Below are 17,061 nucleotides of genomic sequence, written 5' to 3' on the forward strand. Positions count from 1 at the left end.
GGGACTTAACTCCCTCGTGACCCTCGGCATCATTGAGCAAACCCGCAACCCGTTGGCTACAGCCCTAGGGCTGTAGCAACAGGCCGCGGGTCCGCGATCACAGCAATAGATCGTCCGCCCGGAAAGTTATCAAATCTGCCATGTCAATCCTGATATCTGCGCTCAGATCATTGTTAAAGTTGACCTCCAGCAATGAATTGACCGTGTCAAATCGCACCTGTCCCGCGTCAGTGAAATCGACATCCTGCCCAATAAAGGTCAGGTCTTGTTTACCAGCCTCACTGCGGTCCCCGTCAATATTCGACAGATTGACAACATCACCTTGGCCACGATTGAAATCCCGGATCGTGTCGCGTTCTTTGGGGCCCGGCAGACTGTCTTTGAAATTGAATTGGAACTCATCGGCGCCTTTACCGCCAACCAAAAGATCAGCGCCTTTACCGCCTAACAGCAAATCGTCACCCTTTGCTCCGACAAGCTTGTCGTTGCCTTTACCACCGATCAGGACGTCGCTGCCGCCGCCCCCCTTCAGAAGATCGTTTTTAGCACCGCCATAAAGCTGGTCATTGCCGTTGCGCCCGATCAATTTGTCTTTGCCGTTTAGCCCGTAAATTCCTTCGGGGTCGCCGGTACCGCGCAACACATCGTCGTTCTTTGTCCCTCTGATGTCATTGTCCAGAATGGTCGCCTCGCCGGTGTTGCTGCCCGTTGGCACAATCAAGGTTGCTGGCAAGCTGCCTTTCTTAAGCACCACCGAAAAGGTTTCATCGTTCTCTGTTCTAAAATCAGAAATGAGATCAACGCTTACAAATGCGCTGGTCTGGCCAGCATCAAAGGTGACTGCGCCTTTGGTTTCGACATAGTCCTTACCCGCCTTTGCCGTTCCGTTCTTGGTCACATAGCGGAATGTTTCGGTCTCGCTGAAAGCTTCGGACAGATTGATCTCGAAAACCGCTTTAGATGTGCCAAAGTCCTGTTCTTCCTCAATTGCGTCTGACACGAAAACCGTTCGATCCAGATTGACGCCATCATCGTCAGAGATGAATGCAGTTTCGCGCAGCCAGCGTGCGTCGTTCGACAGGCTTGCACCTGTCGCTTTGGATACCTCGAAAACCACGGCTTCGTCGCTTTCGATGATCGAGTCGCTCTTCGAGGCCACGCTTACTGATTTTGATGTTTCCCCGGGCGCAAAGGTGATTGTGCCCGACGCCGCGGTGAAATCAACACCGTCTTCGGCTGTTCCTGGCAGCGCGCGGTAATCGACAGTAACCACCGAAGTGGACGCCTTGGACAACGTAACAATCAGCGTGGGCCGACCGCCAAAACCCGATCCAATACTTTCCTGTGCTCCCAGCGCTTCGATCGAGATCGTCGGTTCGCGCCCGCCAGCATCGTCGTCCAGAATATGCGCGACACCGACCGCGCCAGCCCCGTCGTCGCCAAGAATGGCTGTTGGCTTGACTGCAAGAAAGAATACCTCGCTCGGTTCTACGGCACGATCACCGTCAATTTTGACCCTGACATAGGCCGAGGTCTGGCCGGGATCAAATGTGATAGTGCCAGATTTGGCGGTGTAATCCTCGCCCGCGATGGCACTGCCATCCTTGGTGGTGAATTTGAAATTCTGGACGGTGTCGGATGGGCGGGACATTTTGATTTCAAACAGCGCCTCCGTGGTTCCGCCGCGCCCTTCGACGACAACAGGGGACGACACAGAAAGTGCGCGGTCAATGCCAAGCCCGTCGTCATCCAAAATGAATGTGGTTTCGCGCAGAACCTTGGCATCACCGGCAAAAACTGCGCCTTTTATGTCAAAGGCTTCAAGAACAAGGGCCTCGTCGGCTTCGTTGATATTATCGCTGGTGACCCGGATGCTGACGGTTTTCGATGTTTCGCCCGGAGCGAAAACCAGTGTTCCGGAGGTTCCGGGATAATCAATCGACGGCACTGCGTCCGCTCCGATTGTTCGATAATCCACCGAAACGGTATCTACCGCCGCTTCAGACAGGGTGAACGTGTAGCGCACAGTGCCGCCAAACCCGGACCCGATGCTTTCGGTGGCGCTGATGGCATCCAAAGACAGTGTCGGTTCAGGTCCGCCCGCATCGTCGTCTATCAAAGTTGCCGTGCCGACCAGCCCCCCGGATTTGTCGCCAAGTGCAGATGTTGCTCTTAGAACCAAATCGAAGGCTTCGCTAAACTCGACCGCTTTATCGCCTATCAGGTCCACCCGAACGACCGCTTCAGTTTGACCGGGCGCAAAGCTGATCTTGCCGGACTTGCCTATGAAATCCTTCCCTGAATTCGCGCTGCCACTGCGGGTCGTGTATGAAAATTCCAATTCTGTTTCAGAAGGTTGAGACAGCTTAATGACAAACTCTGCCTGTTTCCCGTCATTGTCACCTTCAATGATAACCGGCGAGGAAACTGACATGGCTCGGTCAACGCCGGTGCCGTCATCATCCAGAATAAATGCGGTCTCGCGCAGAACTTTGGCATCGCCTTCAAATACAGCGCCGGCCACATCCGTCAGCTCCAGCGAGAAGGATTCATCTGTTTCCGCGACATTATCACTGTCAACCCGGACATCTACGAACTTCGAGGTTTCGCCCGGCGCAAAGGTAACAGTTCCAATGGCTTCGGGGTAATCAATGCTTGCAAGCGCGGTTTGTGCCAAGGTCCGGTAATTCACCGTAACCGTATCAACCGAGGGTTCGGACAAGATCAGTTCGAAGCTGAGCGTGCCGCCAAATCCTGATCCGATGCTTTCAATTGTGTCGACCGTGTCAAGAGACAGCGTCGGCAGCGCAGAGCCTGCATCATCATCCAAAACTGTTGCGGTTCCAACGATGCCCTCGGCTTTTTCGCCAAGTTGCGAGGTTGCATCGACAACAAGATGAAAAAACTCGGACGGCTCCAAAAGCGCATCACCCTTCACATCAACCACAACAGCCGTTTTTGTCTGGCCCGGTGCGAAACTGATTTTGCCGGATTTGGCTGTGTAATCCTGCCCGCTCACCGCGCTGCCGTTGCGCGTCGAATAGTTGAATTCAAGTTCTGTCTCGGATGGTTCTGAAATCTTGATTTCGAAAACCACCTGTTTGGTGCCAGCGTCCCCTTCTACCAACTTGGCAGAGGACACAGACATTGCACGGTCATTTCCCGTCCCGTCATCATCCAGAATAAATGTAGTTTCGCGCAGTACCTTTGCATTGCCTTCAAAGGTGGCTCCGGCCACATCATAAAGTTCGATAGAAAACGCCTCGTCAGTTTCTTCAATGTTATCGCTGTCGACGCGAATACTGATCGTCTTTGACGTTTCACCCGGGGCAAAGGTCACAACGTCCCGAACCCAAGGATAATCAATCTGGGACACGCCACTTTCGGCAAGGCTGCGATAGTTGACGCTCACCACGTCAACCGCCGGCTCTGACAATGTCAGCTTATAATGGACAGTGCCACCAAACCCCGAGCCGATGCTTTCAACGGCATTAACGCTGTCAATTGATAGGGTTGGCGTGCTGCCCCCTGCGTCATCATCCAGAATGGTGGCCGTGCCGACCAAGCCACCCGATTTGTCAGCAATGGCGCTGTTCGCGCCCACAGCCAAATGGAAAAATTCTGACGGTTCGACCGTGCTGTCCGCGGGTATATCAATGGTTACAATCTTGCTGGTCTGTCCCGGCGAAAAAGTAAGGTTGCCCGTTTTGGCGATATAATCGTCGCCCGCGGTGGCTGTGCCGTCCAGCGTTTGATAATTCAGCGTGATGTTGGATGTGCCCGGCTGTGAAAGTTTCACCTCAAAAAGAGCTTTGCGCGTGCCGCCATCGCCTTCAACAACCACAGGTGAAGACACAAAAACCGAACGGTTTAGCCCGACCCCATCATCATCAAGCACAAAAGCCGTTTCGCGCAGAACCTTGGCATCGCCCTGAAATGTAGCATCCACAGGATCAAAAAGTTCGAGCACAAAGGCTTCGTCCGTTTCATCAATATTATCGCTTAAGACACGGATACTGATGGTTTTTTCATCTTCGCCCGGCGAAAAAACCAATAGTCCGCTGGTGGCTGGAAAATCGATGCTCTGATCAGCTGTTGCCTGAAATGCACGGTAGTTGACTGATACGGTGTCGATAGGAATTTCTGATAAGGATACGGTATAGGTAATTGTGCCACCAAACCCTGATCCAATGCTTTCGTCCGCGTTGACAGAATTAATTGTAATCGTAGTCATAATCTTTCTCCGCTAATGGAAAATTAATAAAGTGGAAAACAGCTGATTCTTATATTCTAGTTAGAATAACTCTAAAGGGCATTTCACACAAAAGATTCGGTTCGCAACGCGAAGCACGCCGTTGATTTGCGAAGGGTTCGGCCCATTGGGAGTGTCGCAAAGATCGGTTTCTTGTGCGTCTGGTTTCACCCTGATCCAATTGGCGCGCTTATGACAATTGATACCAAGATTAAAATGTTGGTCAGTTTCAAAGGAACGTATCACCCAAAACCAGTGATCTTATCTGCGGTGTCCTACCGCAATCACCGATTAAGATATGAAAGCAGGTCGCCCATCGCAAAAGATCGATACTCTTTGGGCCTGACACCATTAGTTCGCAGAATCAAACACTGTCCGACCTTGCCGATAGGACCGCCAAAAGCGAAAGCAGGTGTGGGAAAAGCGGCGGGCCCACTAAACCGCAGGGCGGCACAACCGTGGAAGTATGGGTATTCCCGAGAGCCTGTACAAAACAGGTGGGCACCGGGTGCAATAGACCAGGGTCAGTCACAGAGCCAGCTCCCTCAAGAAACTTATCGGCCACTGGAATAGAACTTCAGCACGAGAAGGGCAGAACCCGCCTCCACACAATCTAGGTCCTTCGGTGCGGGGGGACAAGGGCCGCTTGCAAATAAACCGATAGCGTATAAATCCGCGCCCTCTTGACGAAATGTTCACGTATTGTTCATACTGACGCAATGGAATCGCTCCCCCCTCTTCAGGCCGGTCAACTGATCGCCCGCGGCACCGCCCGCCACCTGCGCCAGCACGATTTTTTGTGCATCGAGGAATTTGTTCCGGTTAGCGGATTGCGTGTAGATCTGATGGCGCTTGGGCCAAAATCGGAACTGTGGGTGATCGAGTGTAAATCGAGCCGTGCGGATTTTTTGTCGGATAACAAGTGGCAGGGTTATCTTGAATGGTGCGACCGGTTCTATTGGGCGGTGCCACCGGATTTTCCAACGGAACTGCTGCCTGAAGATACCGGCCTGATCATCGCGGACGCCTATGACGCCGAGATCATCCGCCCTGCCCCCGAGACCAAACTGGCAGCAGCACGGCGTAAGAAAATGGTGCTGAAATTCGCACGCAACGCTGCGGATCGTCTGCGGCGCTATGTGGACCCGAAACCGGGGCGGGTCTTTACCTGAGATATATCAAAGAGCGGCCATCGGTCTAAATGAAGGTGCAACTGCGCCTTGTCGCGTTTTAGTGGCCAGTGGGGCATATTTAGCTGCGAACACCCTGCAATTATGAAGCTTCATATAAGAAGCTTGTTTAAAGAAGCTTCATTGAAGAAGCTTCATATATGCAGTATGTTAATTCTAATTTCTAAATTCTTTCAGCACCTTACAGACATAAAAACACCCGTCACGCATTTTCACCAGCCAGCTTGCCAGAGAATATACAGCCCCCCAGAAATGTCCCCTCCAGCGCGTTATATCCGTGATAACCGCCACCACCAAAACCGCAAACCTCTCCGGCGGCGTAGATCCCGTCAATCACCCGTCCGTCCCCGTCCAGCACTTGCGACTTCAGATTGGTGTGCAAACCACCCAGAGATTTGCGCGTCAACACGTTCAGGCGCACCGCAATCAGTGGCCCCGCTTCAGGATCAAGAATACGGTGCGGTTTGGCGGTACGGATCAGCCTATCACCAAGATACCCCCGCGCCCCGTGGATCGCCGTCACCTGCGCATCTTTGCTGAATTTATTGTCCAATTCGCGGTCGCGGGCCTCTATCTGCTGGCGGATTTGGTCGTAAGCCAGCGGCACATCGGGCGTAAGCTCGTTCATCCGTGCAACCAAGCCTTGCAGCGTATCCCGCACCACAAAATCCGCGCCATGCTCTTTAAATGCCTCCACCGGCCCTGTCGCCCCTTTGCCCAGACGGGATTTCAGAACCTCCCGCCACCGGCCAGAGGTAAAATCGGGGTTCTGCTCTGACCCTGATAGGGCAAACTCCTTTTCGATGATCTTCTGGGTCAGGATAAACCAGCTGTGTTCGTGTCCCGTGGACAAGATCCGCTTTAGCGTGCCAAGCGTGTCAAAACCGGGTAGAAAAGGAGCCTCCATCCTTTGCCCGAGCGCGTCAAACCACATGGAAGACGGCCCCGGCAGGACGCGAATACCGTGATTGGGCCAGATCGGATCCCAGTTCTGCACTCCTTCACAGTAATGCCACATCCGATCACCATTGATCAGCCCTGCCCCGGCTTCTTGCGCAAGTCGCTGCATCTGCCCGTCCACATAATCCGGCACCCCAGCGACCATCTTTTCAGGCGGCGGGCCAAGCCGGTCCTGTGGCCAATGCCGGCGCACCGCATCATGATTGCCGCCGATGCCGCCACTGGTGATAATGATGCTTTCAGCGCTGGCAACAAAATCCCCGACCACCGTACGAGAGGTCGAAACCCCGCGCGCCGCATCAGTCGGTTCCAATATATCCCCGCTGAGGGTTTTCGCCTTCAGGTCAATTCCGCTAACACGGTGACGAAACTTGAAAGTAATTTGCCCCGCGTCCTGCGCTGCCAGACAAGCCTTTTCAAACGGGGCCACCACACCAGGTCCGGTGCCCCACGTCAGGTGAAACCTCGGAACGGAATTTCCGTGACCGTCTGCCTTCCCACCCCCCCGTTCAGCCCAGCCGACAACAGGAAACCAGCGCATGCCCAGACTGTGAAGCCACTGTCGCATCTCGCCTGCTGCGAAATCCAGATAGGCTTGGGCGAACGCCTTGGGGTTGGCATCTTCGGGTCTGTCAAACTGCGCGGAACCGTACCAGTCTTGTTCCGCCAACACCCGATTGTCGCGGATTTTCATCCGCCGCTGTTCCGGCGTGTCCACCATGAACAACCCGCCGAGCGACCAGAACGCCTGCCCGCCGATGGATTGCGCCCCTTCCTGATCCAGCACCAGCACCTTGCGCCCCCGCGCCGCAGCCTGCGATGCCGCGACCAGTCCAGCCAGCCCGCTGCCAATAACGATCACATCTGTCTGATAGCTCTCGCCCATAATCTTCCTCCCAATTGACAGCAGCCTAGGACCAAGCTGCAAAGGAAGAAAGAAAAACCGAAGCAACCCTGACGTCAGCTAAAAACACACATAAGACGTCCCGCTAGATGAATTGGATATCATTCACCAAAGCAGACAGGTCCGAGACCCCTTCAAGGGTCAGCGTGTCGGACCCGAAAGTGAAGACAATGTCTGATCCGACCACGGAGGCGTGATCGTCTACCACATCCCGCCGGGATTTTGTGCCGGACCAGAGACCTTCATCCAGACGCAGCTTCTCGCGCGCGAAGGCATCAAAATCCGTGATGACATCGTCACCGGAACCGCGCGCAAACTCGAAATGGTCATTGCCCCGCTGCCCGCTAAGCCTGTCGTCACCGGCCCCGCCCTCCAGAACGTCGCGCCCGCCGCCGCCTTGCAGGTCATCGCGACCCGATCCGCCGGATAAGCTGTCGCGGCCTCCTCCGCCAAACAGGGAGTCTGCGCCGCCGCCGCCGCTTAGCACGTCACCACCACCGTTCCCGATCAGCTGGTCACGGCCACCCTGCCCCGAGATGTCGTCCTTACCTTTACCACCCGAAAGATGATCGCCACCGCCCCCGCCTGAAAGGCTGTCATCATCGCCGCCGCCAAACAGGGAATCTCCGCCCCGCCCGCCAAAGAGCAGATCATCACCCTCTTCACCAAACAGGTTATCCCGACCGGCGCCGCCGTCCAGCCTGTCCCGTCCCGACATGGCATAAATCTCGTCGTTACCTCCCCCCCCGAACAGCATATCAGCCGATACACCGCCATCGATGTAATCATTGCCAGGACCGCCATAGATCACATCCTGACCCGCACCGCCCTCCAAGGTATCATCACCCCGTCCGCCGCTGATGGTGTCTTTGCCTAGCCAACCGCCAAGAAAATCTGCACCTTTGGTGCCATCCATCACATCATCGCCACTGGTGCCGATCGTAGAAACATCCAGTCTCTGCATATAAATCCCGGTACCAGAGCCGTCCTGAACCGAGGAGTTCCATGTGATCACCAGCTCCCCGTCCTGCGTCACTGCGATTTCAGGATCAATTTGTGCGTTTGCTGTATTCGTGTTTACCGGATATTCCACCTGCGTTGGCGGGCCGACGGGGGTGCCGTCCTCTGCGTGGCGTACGATATTGATATTAAGTAACGTACTGCTGCCGGTGACATAAGCTGTCACAAAACCACCCTGCGGCAGGGCATGGACTTCGGGAAAGTTTTGGGTGCCGCTGGTCAAGGTGTGAACCATACCAGTATTCAGCGAAGTTCCGTCTCCCTCCACAACACGGTAGTGCAGATCATTTCCAAAACTGCCCGGGCTGACCCAAACCACGACGTAGCGGTTGTCCGGCAGCGCCACCAGTTCGAAAGGCATGTTGTTCTGACTGCCGATCCCTTCGGTGATTTGGGCCAGGCTCGATGGGATTTCCGCACCCGTGTTAAGATAGGATTTTGCGTAAAGCTCTTGGCCGACGAAGTAAGCCACAACAAATCCCCCCCCGCTTAGCGCTTCGATTTGGGGTCTGATTTCTTGTACACCAATTTCATCTGACACCACTAAATCGCTACCAACCAGCGTCGATGTATTCGAATAATTGCGCAGATAGACACCTTGTTCGCTTATTGCGCCCACCTGCCCCTGACTTTGAAAAACGGTGAATACCGTACCGCTGTTCAATTCAGCAGTATCGGCGTTACGCTGGTTTAACGTGGTGTTGTCATTGACGCGAATTTCGTCCCATTCCTTCGTGCCATTGAACTGAAATCGCTGTGCGTAAACACCGACACTGGTGGCGCTGGTTGATCCGTCATTCGCTTCCCACGTAATAACAAAATCATCAGACGCAAATTTCGTTATTTCGAAATCGGCAGCATAGGATGTTTCGTTGATAAGAAACTCACTTGCCGGAGACGTTCCGTCAACTTCAATGAACCGGCCCCAGATATCGCCGCCCGATTGCCAGACGACCATCGCCCGACCATTATCCAAAGCCACAACCTGCGGATTGGTCTGATCGCCCGATGTTGTGACATTCATCGGCAGATCACCGGTTAACGCAGTTCCATCGGCAGACAGAAGTTTAGCGAAAATTCCCAACCCCGAACCGTCTTGAAGGTTGGATTCCCAAGCAACGAAGATGTTCCCATTGGTCAATATCGTGACCTCGGCCTCTCGTTGGTTGGAATTTGTTTCAGAGTTGATCAGGGTTTCACCGCCCAAATCGACAAAGCTGCGGATATATCCCCGCTGTGCAGGGTTCACTGGCATAAACTTAATCCTTTGCTAAAAATATCAGCAAAGGTGCACGAGAAACTTCAAAAAATCAATGTTTTTGCGAAATGGCGCCGGTGGATGGCCGTGCATTCCATACGTAGCTGAAACTTTATCGCGACGAATGAGCGGGTTAGCAACAAAACAAGCCACAGCCCGAAAGCTGTGGCCTTGCATGGGTCGCGGCTGTTCAGATCACAACCACATCCAACGGCGGGAAGCCGTTAAACCCGATCGAAGCATAGGTCGAGGTATAAGCACCACAGTTGCGAATGAGAAAACGGTCACCGGATTTCAGACCCAGCGGCAGGTTCACAGGGCGTTTTTCATACAATACGTCGGCGCTGTCGCAGCTTGGGCCGGCCAGAATGCAAGGTCCGGTCTCTTCCATGTCGCGGTCCGTAATGAACTGATAGCGGATCGCCTCATCCATGGTTTCTGCAAGACCGGAGAATTTACCAATATCAAGGTAGACCCAGCGGTGCATGTCGCTGTCTGATTTGCGCGACACCAGCAGCACCTCGGCAGCGATCATACCAGCCGCAGCCACCAGCCCGCGGCCCGGTTCTGCCATTAGACGGGGTACAGCACCAAACCGGGCGCGGATCAGGTCCATGACACGGGCGGCATATGGCGTCGCCGCTTCGATTTCCTCGCCGTAGAAGGCGGGAAAGCCGCCACCGATGTTGAGCAGCGACAGATCGAACCCTTGGGCGCGCGCCATGTGCCAGATGCCCGCAATCTGGTCGAGCGTTGTTGTCCACATCTCTGCTTTGCGGGTTTGTGATCCGACATGGAAAGAGAAACCAACCGGATCGAGACCCAAATCACGGGCATAGCCCAGCAAGGCCAGCGCCTTGTCACGGGCACAGCCGAATTTGCGGGACAGGGGCCAGTCGGCCTCGGAGGCGTCTACGATCAGGCGGATGTACACCTGCACGCCGGGGGCATGTTCTGCAATCTTTTCAAGCTCTTCTTCGGCGTCGGCTGCAAACAGAGTGATGCCCGCGCCATAAGCGAAAGCAATGTCAGACGCCTTCTTAACTGTGTTGCCAAAGGAAATCCGCGAAGGGTCTGCGCCGTGGGACAGGCACATTTCGATTTCAGCGCGGGAGGCCGCATCAAAACCGGACCCAAGTTGCACCAGCCGCGCCAGAATAGCGTCAGCCGGATTTGCTTTGACTGCATAGTGAATGTGGGCGTTCCCCAGACCAGCGGCCAGCGCATGATACTGGGCTTCGACCTGATCAATGTCCAGGACCAGTGTCGGACGGTCGAACCGTGCTGTGCGCAGGAAGGTTTCCAGACGCAACTGTCGGTGAACAGAAGGGGCAGTTACAGGTTTAGCGACCGCGAAGTCGGCGACAAAAGCATTCATGATGCATCTCCACTAGAACCGGCCATTTATGACCGCTCATTTCCAAAGGAGACGTTACCGTCGCTACATAACCGTGCGGTTAGACCATCGTGCCAGAGGCGCGTGCGTTGGCGTCTTGAACGGGCATATGGGGCCAAATATGAGTCGTGGCAAGAATAATAATCACGCCGATTGTATTTTCCTGTCGCCGCCGGCCCCGAGCCACCCAAGCCCCTTGATTACCCACAAAAAAGGCAGCCGCGCTGTGCGACTGCCTTTTAATTCGGTCGGGGGAAACGAACGTTCCGTCCCTTACATGGTGCGTTCGACCATCAGCTTCTTGATTTCGCCAATCGCTTTCGCAGGATTCAGACCTTTCGGGCAGGTCTGCGCGCAGTTCATGATCGTGTGACAGCGGTACAGTTTGAACGGGTCGTGCAGATCGTCCAGACGCTCACCCGTGGCTTCGTCACGGCTGTCGATGATCCAGCGGTAAGCGTGCAGCAAGGCCGCTGGCCCGAGGTATTTGTCGCCGTTCCACCAGTAGCTTGGGCAGGACGCAGAACAGGACGCACACATCACACATTCATAAAGACCATCAAGCTTCTTGCGGTCTTCAATCGACTGGCGCCATTCCTTTTGCGGACGGTTGGTTTTGGTTTCCAGCCACGGCATGATGCTGGCGTGCTGGGCGTAGAAATGGGTCAGATCGGGGATCAGATCCTTTACAACCGGCATGTGCGGCAGCGGGTAGATTTTCACCTCGCCCTTCACCTCGTCCAGACCATAGATACAGGCCAGCGTGTTGATCCCGTCGATGTTCATCGCACACGATCCGCAAATCCCTTCGCGACAAGACCGGCGGAACGTCAGCGTGGGGTCGATTTCGTTCTTGATCTTGATCAGCGCGTCCAAAATCATCGGGCCGCAGGCATCCATATCAAGGTAATAGGTATCAACGCGCGGGTTTTCCCCGGTTTCCGGATCAAAACGATAGATCTTGAACGCCCGCACATTGGTGGCGCCTTCGGGTTTTGGCCATGTCTTGCCAACAGTCATACGGGAGTTCTTGGGAAGGGTGAGTTCTACCATTTTATGCGTCTTCCTAACTGCGCGTTCGATCTTCGCGTGCGTGTCGTTTTCTTATCATTCTGGCTGGGGAGGGTTCCAGTCCATCTTCATCGGTCTTGGTTCGGGGGCGTCCGCCTAGCCATAGGCTGGCAGGCTGGGAATATCATCTGGTGCAGTGCTGCCCTTTGCGGGACGATTGCGATATTGCGCGCGGTAACAGTCTGCGTAGTATTGGTTCACAGCGGCCTGATCCGGCAGCACCGCCTGCAACCCGATCTGGATACGGCCAGTGTCATCCGCAATCACCAGAGGCCGTCTGGCATAGCTTTTTGCCTCTTGCGTGCAATAGGCCTGAACCTGCGCCTGCTTCTCAGCTTTGGACACATCGGGCGTTTGATCCTCTGTCACCGGAGTACAGGCGACCCCCAGTGGGACAAGAGCAAGTAAACCAAAAAATCGCATCATTTGAACAAGTTCCTTAAAACTGTAGGCGCAGGATCGCGGTATTTGACGGGTGCGTTGGGGTATTGTTTGGAATAGGCCCAGACGCAGGCACGATAATCGGTTTGAACACGATAGGGCGGCGGTTCGTCACCGTATAGCCCCCAAGGCTTGCGGCCAAATTTTACCGCCCGCTCGGTGCAAACCTCAACAGCCTGTTCCAGCGTCATTTGCGCCTGACGGGCCGCGGCCCCCTGCCCTGCACCAAGCGCAACCAGCAGCAAACCGGCGGTCAGTGTTTTTGTCATCCCATGCCCCATGTGATCCCCCATCCTGTCAGTCTCGCACCACGATACCCAGCCGCGCCGTTCCCGAGATCCGTAGACCCGGTGCCACTTTGGGCTGCGGCGGATAGTGGCCGGACTTGGCGTAGACGCAGGTCCGGTACTGACGGTTCAGCTTCTCACGGGACGGGGTGTTCGCCCCGCCATCCGCGATCTTCCGGCTGTATCGCAGGGATTGCGTGTCGCACTGCGCAATTGCGGCGCTTAGGGGTATCCGCTGGCGAGACTCCGCCATGCTGGCAAGGCCAAGGCTCAGGCAGAGCCCGATCCTCAAACTGCGCAGCACTGGATACCCTTTGGTCACGAAACGCTCCTAGTAAACCCGCGCTTTGGGCGCGATTTTCTTCAGCTCGATGCCGCCTTCTTTTTCCGGCGTAAGCGGATCAACATGAACATTACGATAGGTCAGTTTGACTTCATTTCCAGAAACCCGCGCCAGCGTGTGCTTGCGCCAGTTCTTGTCGTCGCGATCGGGATAGTCCTCATGGGCGTGGGCGCCACGGCTTTCCTTACGCGCCTCGGCCCCGACAATCGTTGCCAGAGCGTTTGGCATCAGGTTATCGAGTTCCAGCGTCTCCATCAGATCGGAGTTCCAGATCAGTGAACGGTCGGTGACTTTGATGTCATCCATCTTGGCCGCAACCGCTTTCATCTTGTCCACGCCCTCGGCCAGCGTCTTGTCGGTTCTAAAGACCGCCGCATCCGCTTGCATGGTTTTTTGCATCTCAAGGCGCAGTTCCGCAGTCGGCACAGAGCCGTTTGCATTGCGCATAGCATCAAACCGGTCCATCGCTTTTTCAACGGAAGCCATGTTCAGCGGACGGTTGCTTTCTTTGGGATCAACGATTTCACCCGCTTTGATCGCGGCTGCGCGGCCAAAGACCACAAGGTCGATCAAGCTGTTTGAACCAAGACGGTTCGCCCCGTGAACAGACGCACACCCTGCCTCACCCACAGCCATCAGGCCGGGGAAGATCTTGTCGTGGTTGCGGCTGGTCGGGTCGAGCACCTCGCCCCAATAGTTGGTCGGAATACCGCCCATGTTGTAGTGTACGGTCGGCAGCACCGGAATGGGTTCCTTGGTCAGATCCACACCCGCAAAAATGCGCGCGCTTTCGGAAATACCGGGCAACCGTTCGGCCAGTGCTTCGGGTGGCAGGTGGTTCAGGTGCAGGTGGATGTGATCCCCATCCTTGCCGATCCCGCGCCCTTCGCGGATTTCCATTGTCATACAGCGGGACACAACATCACGGCTGGCAAGGTCTTTATAGGTCGGCGCGTACCGCTCCATAAACCGTTCGCCTTCGGAGTTGGTCAGATAACCGCCCTCCCCCCGTGCGCCTTCGGTGATCAGACAGCCCGAACCGTAGATGCCGGTGGGGTGGAACTGCACGAATTCCATGTCCTGCAACGGCAGGCCTTGGCGTGCAACCATACCACCACCATCACCTGTGCAGGTGTGGGCAGAGGTCGCCGAGAAGTAAGCGCGGCCATAGCCACCCGTCGCCAGAACAACCGTTTTTGCGTTAAAGCGGTGGATCGTACCGTCATCCAGCTTCCAAGCCAGCAAACCCTGACAAGAGCCGTCTTCCGCCATGATCAGGTCGAGCGCGAAATACTCGATAAAGAACTCGGCGTTGTTTTTCAGCGACTGGCCGTAAAGCGTGTGCAGAATGGCGTGGCCGGTGCGGTCAGCCGCAGCACAGGTGCGCTGTACTGGCGGGCCTTCGCCAAATTCGGTCGTGTGGCCACCAAACGGACGCTGATAGATTTTACCCTCTTCGGTGCGCGAGAACGGCACGCCGTAGTGGTCCAGCTCATACACAGCCTTGGGTGCTTCACGGGCGAGGTATTCCATCGCATCCGTATCACCCAGCCAGTCAGACCCTTTCACAGTGTCATACAAATGCCACTGCCAGTTGTCCGGCCCCATGTTGGACAGGGACGCCGCAATGCCACCCTGTGCTGCAACCGTGTGGGAACGTGTCGGGAAAACCTTCGTGACACAGGCAGTTTTCAAGCCCTGCTCGGCCATGCCAAGCGTCGCACGCAGGCCAGCGCCACCGGCGCCAACAACTACAACATCATAAGTGTGGTCTACATATTCATAAGCGGACATAAATTCGGTCTCCGATCAGCCGGCAAAGGCGATTTTGGCAACAGCAAAGGCACCAGCGGCCCCTAGGAAGTAACAGATCAGGCGAGTCGCAACCAAGGAAATGGCCAGCGTCGCCTTACCGTGGACATAGTCGAGCAGGATTTCTTTCGCCCCGTCCGCAAGATGTTTGAACGCCACCAGTAGGAAAAGGATCACAACAATCGCTTTAAACGGGTTCTGGAAAGCAGCAACAACTGTGCTGTGCTCCTCACCGATCAGCGATCCGACAATCCAAAGGAACAGAACAGCAAGAGGCACCAGCGCAACCGAAAGCACACGGCCCGAAAACCACTCGTGCACGCCTTCATTTGCGGTCCCAAGACCGATGACACGGCCAAGATCAGTTTTATAAGACATATCGTGCGCCCCTTAGATGAAAAAGAACAGGCTGATGACGGTCAGCACAAAGCTGCCAATCACTACGCCCCATCCGGTGGAATTGACTGTTTTCAGCTCATAGCCGATGCCGAAATCCATGACCAAGTGGCGCAGACCGCCAAGGAAGTGGAACCACAGCGCCCAAAGGGACCCCACGAGGATCAACAGGCCCAACCATGAGGTCAGGAAACCGTTTGCCATCTCGTAATATTCAGGGCCGGAGGCCGCAGCCATCAGCCACCACACCACCAGAAAAGCGGCCAGTACCATGCCTGCCCCTGTAATCCGGTTCGCGATGGACACGAACATGGTAATGCTTAGTCGATAGATGGATAGATGTGGGGATAGCGGGCGATTGCCACGGTTCACGTCTGCCATGAGGCACCTCTTGATCAGCTTGCTGAGGCTTTGTTAGCAAAGAATTCTGCGGAGTCATAGGGAAGCGCGCAATTATTTGCGCCCCTACTGTGCGGTTTTTTGACCATTTAGCCATGATTTAACGAATTTGTGATCACAGCAATATTTACGTGATCACAAAAACAACGCCCCGCACCGACAGTCCACACCGTTGCCTTCGGCGAGGATATTTGACGAAAATGGAGCCCTGCCAACCTTATCCTGAACGGCAGGGCTCTTTTTGGGGAAAATATCCAAATGCGAACCGCCCCGCCAAACGGCGCGGTTCAGCGGGGTCAGGACGGCATCAAAGCCCAATAGTCCAGATCAAGCAGCACGTCGGGACGGTATTTCCCATCCTCCCCGCGCAGGGTCATTTCTGCACTGTCTCCTTTGGTTGCCACCAACCGCAGCCGTACTGCGCTAACGCCATTGGCCGAAGTCTCTGCAATGTCGAGCACTTCGGACCAAGCGCGGATCGTGTCACCGGACAGGCAGGGGTTCGCGTGCGCACCTGCGTTGATGCCCGCAATCATCTGCGCATTGGCCAGACCGTTGAACGACAAGGCACGCGCCATAGAAATCACATGCCCGCCATAGATCAGCCGCGTGCCATCAGGGCGGGCCGATGTATCAAAATGCACCTTCGCCGTGTTCTGCCACAAGCGGGTGGCGATCATGTGTTCGGCTTCTTCAATCGTTACGCCGTCTACATGGTTGATCTTCTCGCCCACTTCATAATCCGCCGCACGGTGGGGTTCACCGGCGAGCGCATAATCGTAGCCAGAGAAATCCAGCCCTTCGGGGATTGTCAGGTCAGCCGCGTCAATCACGCTGCTGAGTTCCGGCAGAACCGTGTCGGGCGCGGCCGCATCCAGATCCCGTTTGCGCACCATAACCCAACGCTTGTAGTCGATGACGACTTCATCCCGCTGGTTAAAGCCCTTTGAATGCACCCAAACCACGCCACTTTTGCCGTTGGAGTTCTGCTTCAGCCCGATCACCTCGGACGTTGTACGCAGTGTGTCCCCCGCATAAACCGGCTTCAGGAAGTGCCCTTCCGCATAGCCCAGATTGGCCAATGCGTTCAGCGAAACATCTGGCACAGTCTTCCCGAACACCACGTGGAACGCTGCAAGATCGTCCAGAGGGGACGCAGGCAGACCGCTGGCTCGGGCAAATTCATCCGAGGAATACAGCGCATGACGGGCCGGATAGAGCGCATGATACAACGCCCGCTCCCCGCCCGATACAGTACGGGGCACCGCGTGGTGAATGGTTTCCCCGACAGTATAATCTTCAAAAAAGCGGCCTGCGTTCGTTTTAACCATC

At 55.4% G+C, this 17,061-nt stretch carries 13 protein-coding genes; 1 reads left to right on the forward strand and 12 read right to left on the reverse strand.

Annotated elements, in window-relative coordinates:
- Positions 1-97: 97 nt before the first annotated feature.
- Entirely contained in the window at positions 98-4,234 is a 4,137-nt protein-coding gene (locus tag IEX10_RS16265) for a Calx-beta domain-containing protein (protein ID WP_188677778.1), read from the reverse strand.
- 737 nt (positions 4,235-4,971) lie between these two features.
- Between IEX10_RS16265 and IEX10_RS16270 the strand changes: the two genes are divergently transcribed.
- Entirely contained in the window at positions 4,972-5,424 is a 453-nt protein-coding gene (locus tag IEX10_RS16270; RefSeq protein WP_188677781.1) for an MmcB family DNA repair protein, read from the forward strand.
- Between the two features lie 220 nt (positions 5,425-5,644).
- Here the strand turns inward: IEX10_RS16270 and IEX10_RS16275 are convergent, their stop codons facing one another.
- From IEX10_RS16275 to IEX10_RS16325, 11 genes are all read right to left on the reverse strand, one after another.
- The gene (locus tag IEX10_RS16275; RefSeq protein WP_188677785.1) at positions 5,645-7,288 is read right to left on the reverse strand and encodes an FAD-binding dehydrogenase; all 1,644 of its coding nucleotides are present in this window, start codon (positions 7,286-7,288) and stop codon (positions 5,645-5,647) included.
- A 103-nt stretch (positions 7,289-7,391) separates the two neighbouring features.
- Positions 7,392-9,581, reverse strand: a complete 2,190-nt coding sequence (locus IEX10_RS16280) for a calcium-binding protein (RefSeq protein ID WP_188677788.1) — start codon at positions 9,579-9,581, stop codon at positions 7,392-7,394.
- 193 nt (positions 9,582-9,774) lie between these two features.
- On the reverse strand, positions 9,775-10,962 hold the full coding sequence (locus IEX10_RS16285) for a type III PLP-dependent enzyme (RefSeq protein ID WP_188677790.1): 1,188 nt from the start codon (positions 10,960-10,962) through the stop codon (positions 9,775-9,777).
- 291 nt (positions 10,963-11,253) lie between these two features.
- Positions 11,254-12,033, reverse strand: a complete 780-nt coding sequence (locus IEX10_RS16290) for a succinate dehydrogenase iron-sulfur subunit (protein WP_188677793.1) — start codon at positions 12,031-12,033, stop codon at positions 11,254-11,256.
- Positions 12,034-12,147: 114 nt separating this feature from the next.
- Positions 12,148-12,477 (reverse strand): hypothetical protein, encoded by a 330-nt coding sequence (locus IEX10_RS16295; protein ID WP_188677796.1) that lies wholly within the window; start codon positions 12,475-12,477, stop codon positions 12,148-12,150.
- Complete coding sequence (locus IEX10_RS16300) at positions 12,474-12,761, reverse strand: hypothetical protein (RefSeq protein WP_188677798.1); 288 nt, start codon at positions 12,759-12,761, stop codon at positions 12,474-12,476. Before IEX10_RS16300 ends, IEX10_RS16295 begins: the two co-directional genes overlap by 4 nt.
- A 28-nt stretch (positions 12,762-12,789) precedes the next feature.
- Entirely contained in the window at positions 12,790-13,101 is a 312-nt protein-coding gene (locus IEX10_RS16305; RefSeq protein WP_188677801.1) for a hypothetical protein, read from the reverse strand.
- Positions 13,102-13,110: 9 nt separating this feature from the next.
- On the reverse strand, positions 13,111-14,916 hold the full coding sequence (gene sdhA, locus IEX10_RS16310) for a succinate dehydrogenase flavoprotein subunit (protein WP_188677804.1): 1,806 nt from the start codon (positions 14,914-14,916) through the stop codon (positions 13,111-13,113).
- A 15-nt stretch (positions 14,917-14,931) separates the two neighbouring features.
- Positions 14,932-15,312, reverse strand: coding sequence for a succinate dehydrogenase, hydrophobic membrane anchor protein (gene sdhD, locus IEX10_RS16315; protein ID WP_188677807.1), 381 nt, complete (start codon positions 15,310-15,312; stop codon positions 14,932-14,934).
- Positions 15,313-15,324: 12 nt separating this feature from the next.
- Entirely contained in the window at positions 15,325-15,711 is a 387-nt protein-coding gene (sdhC, locus tag IEX10_RS16320) for a succinate dehydrogenase, cytochrome b556 subunit (protein ID WP_188677810.1), read from the reverse strand.
- 314 nt (positions 15,712-16,025) lie between these two features.
- Positions 16,026-17,060 (reverse strand): MaoC family dehydratase, encoded by a 1,035-nt coding sequence (locus tag IEX10_RS16325; RefSeq protein ID WP_188677813.1) that lies wholly within the window; start codon positions 17,058-17,060, stop codon positions 16,026-16,028.
- Between the last annotated feature and the right edge of the window lies 1 nt (position 17,061).

Origin of the sequence: Neptunicoccus cionae (assembly GCF_014643735.1) — a bacterium.
Taxonomy (GTDB): domain Bacteria; phylum Pseudomonadota; class Alphaproteobacteria; order Rhodobacterales; family Rhodobacteraceae; genus Amylibacter; species Amylibacter cionae.

Coding starts and splice junctions, on each gene's coding strand:
- IEX10_RS16270 (WP_188677781.1), top strand. CDS start 4,972: ATGGAATCGCTCCCCCCTCTTCAGGCCGGTCAACTGATCGCCCGCGGC.
- IEX10_RS16325 (WP_188677813.1), bottom strand. CDS start 17,060: ATGGTTAAAACGAACGCAGGCCGCTTTTTTGAAGATTATACTGTCGGG.
- IEX10_RS16285 (WP_188677790.1), bottom strand. CDS start 10,962: ATGAATGCTTTTGTCGCCGACTTCGCGGTCGCTAAACCTGTAACTGCC.
- sdhD (WP_188677807.1), bottom strand. CDS start 15,312: ATGTCTTATAAAACTGATCTTGGCCGTGTCATCGGTCTTGGGACCGCA.
- IEX10_RS16280 (WP_188677788.1), bottom strand. CDS start 9,581: ATGCCAGTGAACCCTGCACAGCGGGGATATATCCGCAGCTTTGTCGAT.
- IEX10_RS16300 (WP_188677798.1), bottom strand. CDS start 12,761: ATGACAAAAACACTGACCGCCGGTTTGCTGCTGGTTGCGCTTGGTGCA.
- sdhC (WP_188677810.1), bottom strand. CDS start 15,711: ATGGCAGACGTGAACCGTGGCAATCGCCCGCTATCCCCACATCTATCC.
- IEX10_RS16275 (WP_188677785.1), bottom strand. CDS start 7,288: ATGGGCGAGAGCTATCAGACAGATGTGATCGTTATTGGCAGCGGGCTG.
- IEX10_RS16290 (WP_188677793.1), bottom strand. CDS start 12,033: ATGGTAGAACTCACCCTTCCCAAGAACTCCCGTATGACTGTTGGCAAG.
- IEX10_RS16265 (WP_188677778.1), bottom strand. CDS start 4,234: ATGACTACGATTACAATTAATTCTGTCAACGCGGACGAAAGCATTGGA.
- sdhA (WP_188677804.1), bottom strand. CDS start 14,916: ATGTCCGCTTATGAATATGTAGACCACACTTATGATGTTGTAGTTGTT.
- IEX10_RS16295 (WP_188677796.1), bottom strand. CDS start 12,477: ATGATGCGATTTTTTGGTTTACTTGCTCTTGTCCCACTGGGGGTCGCC.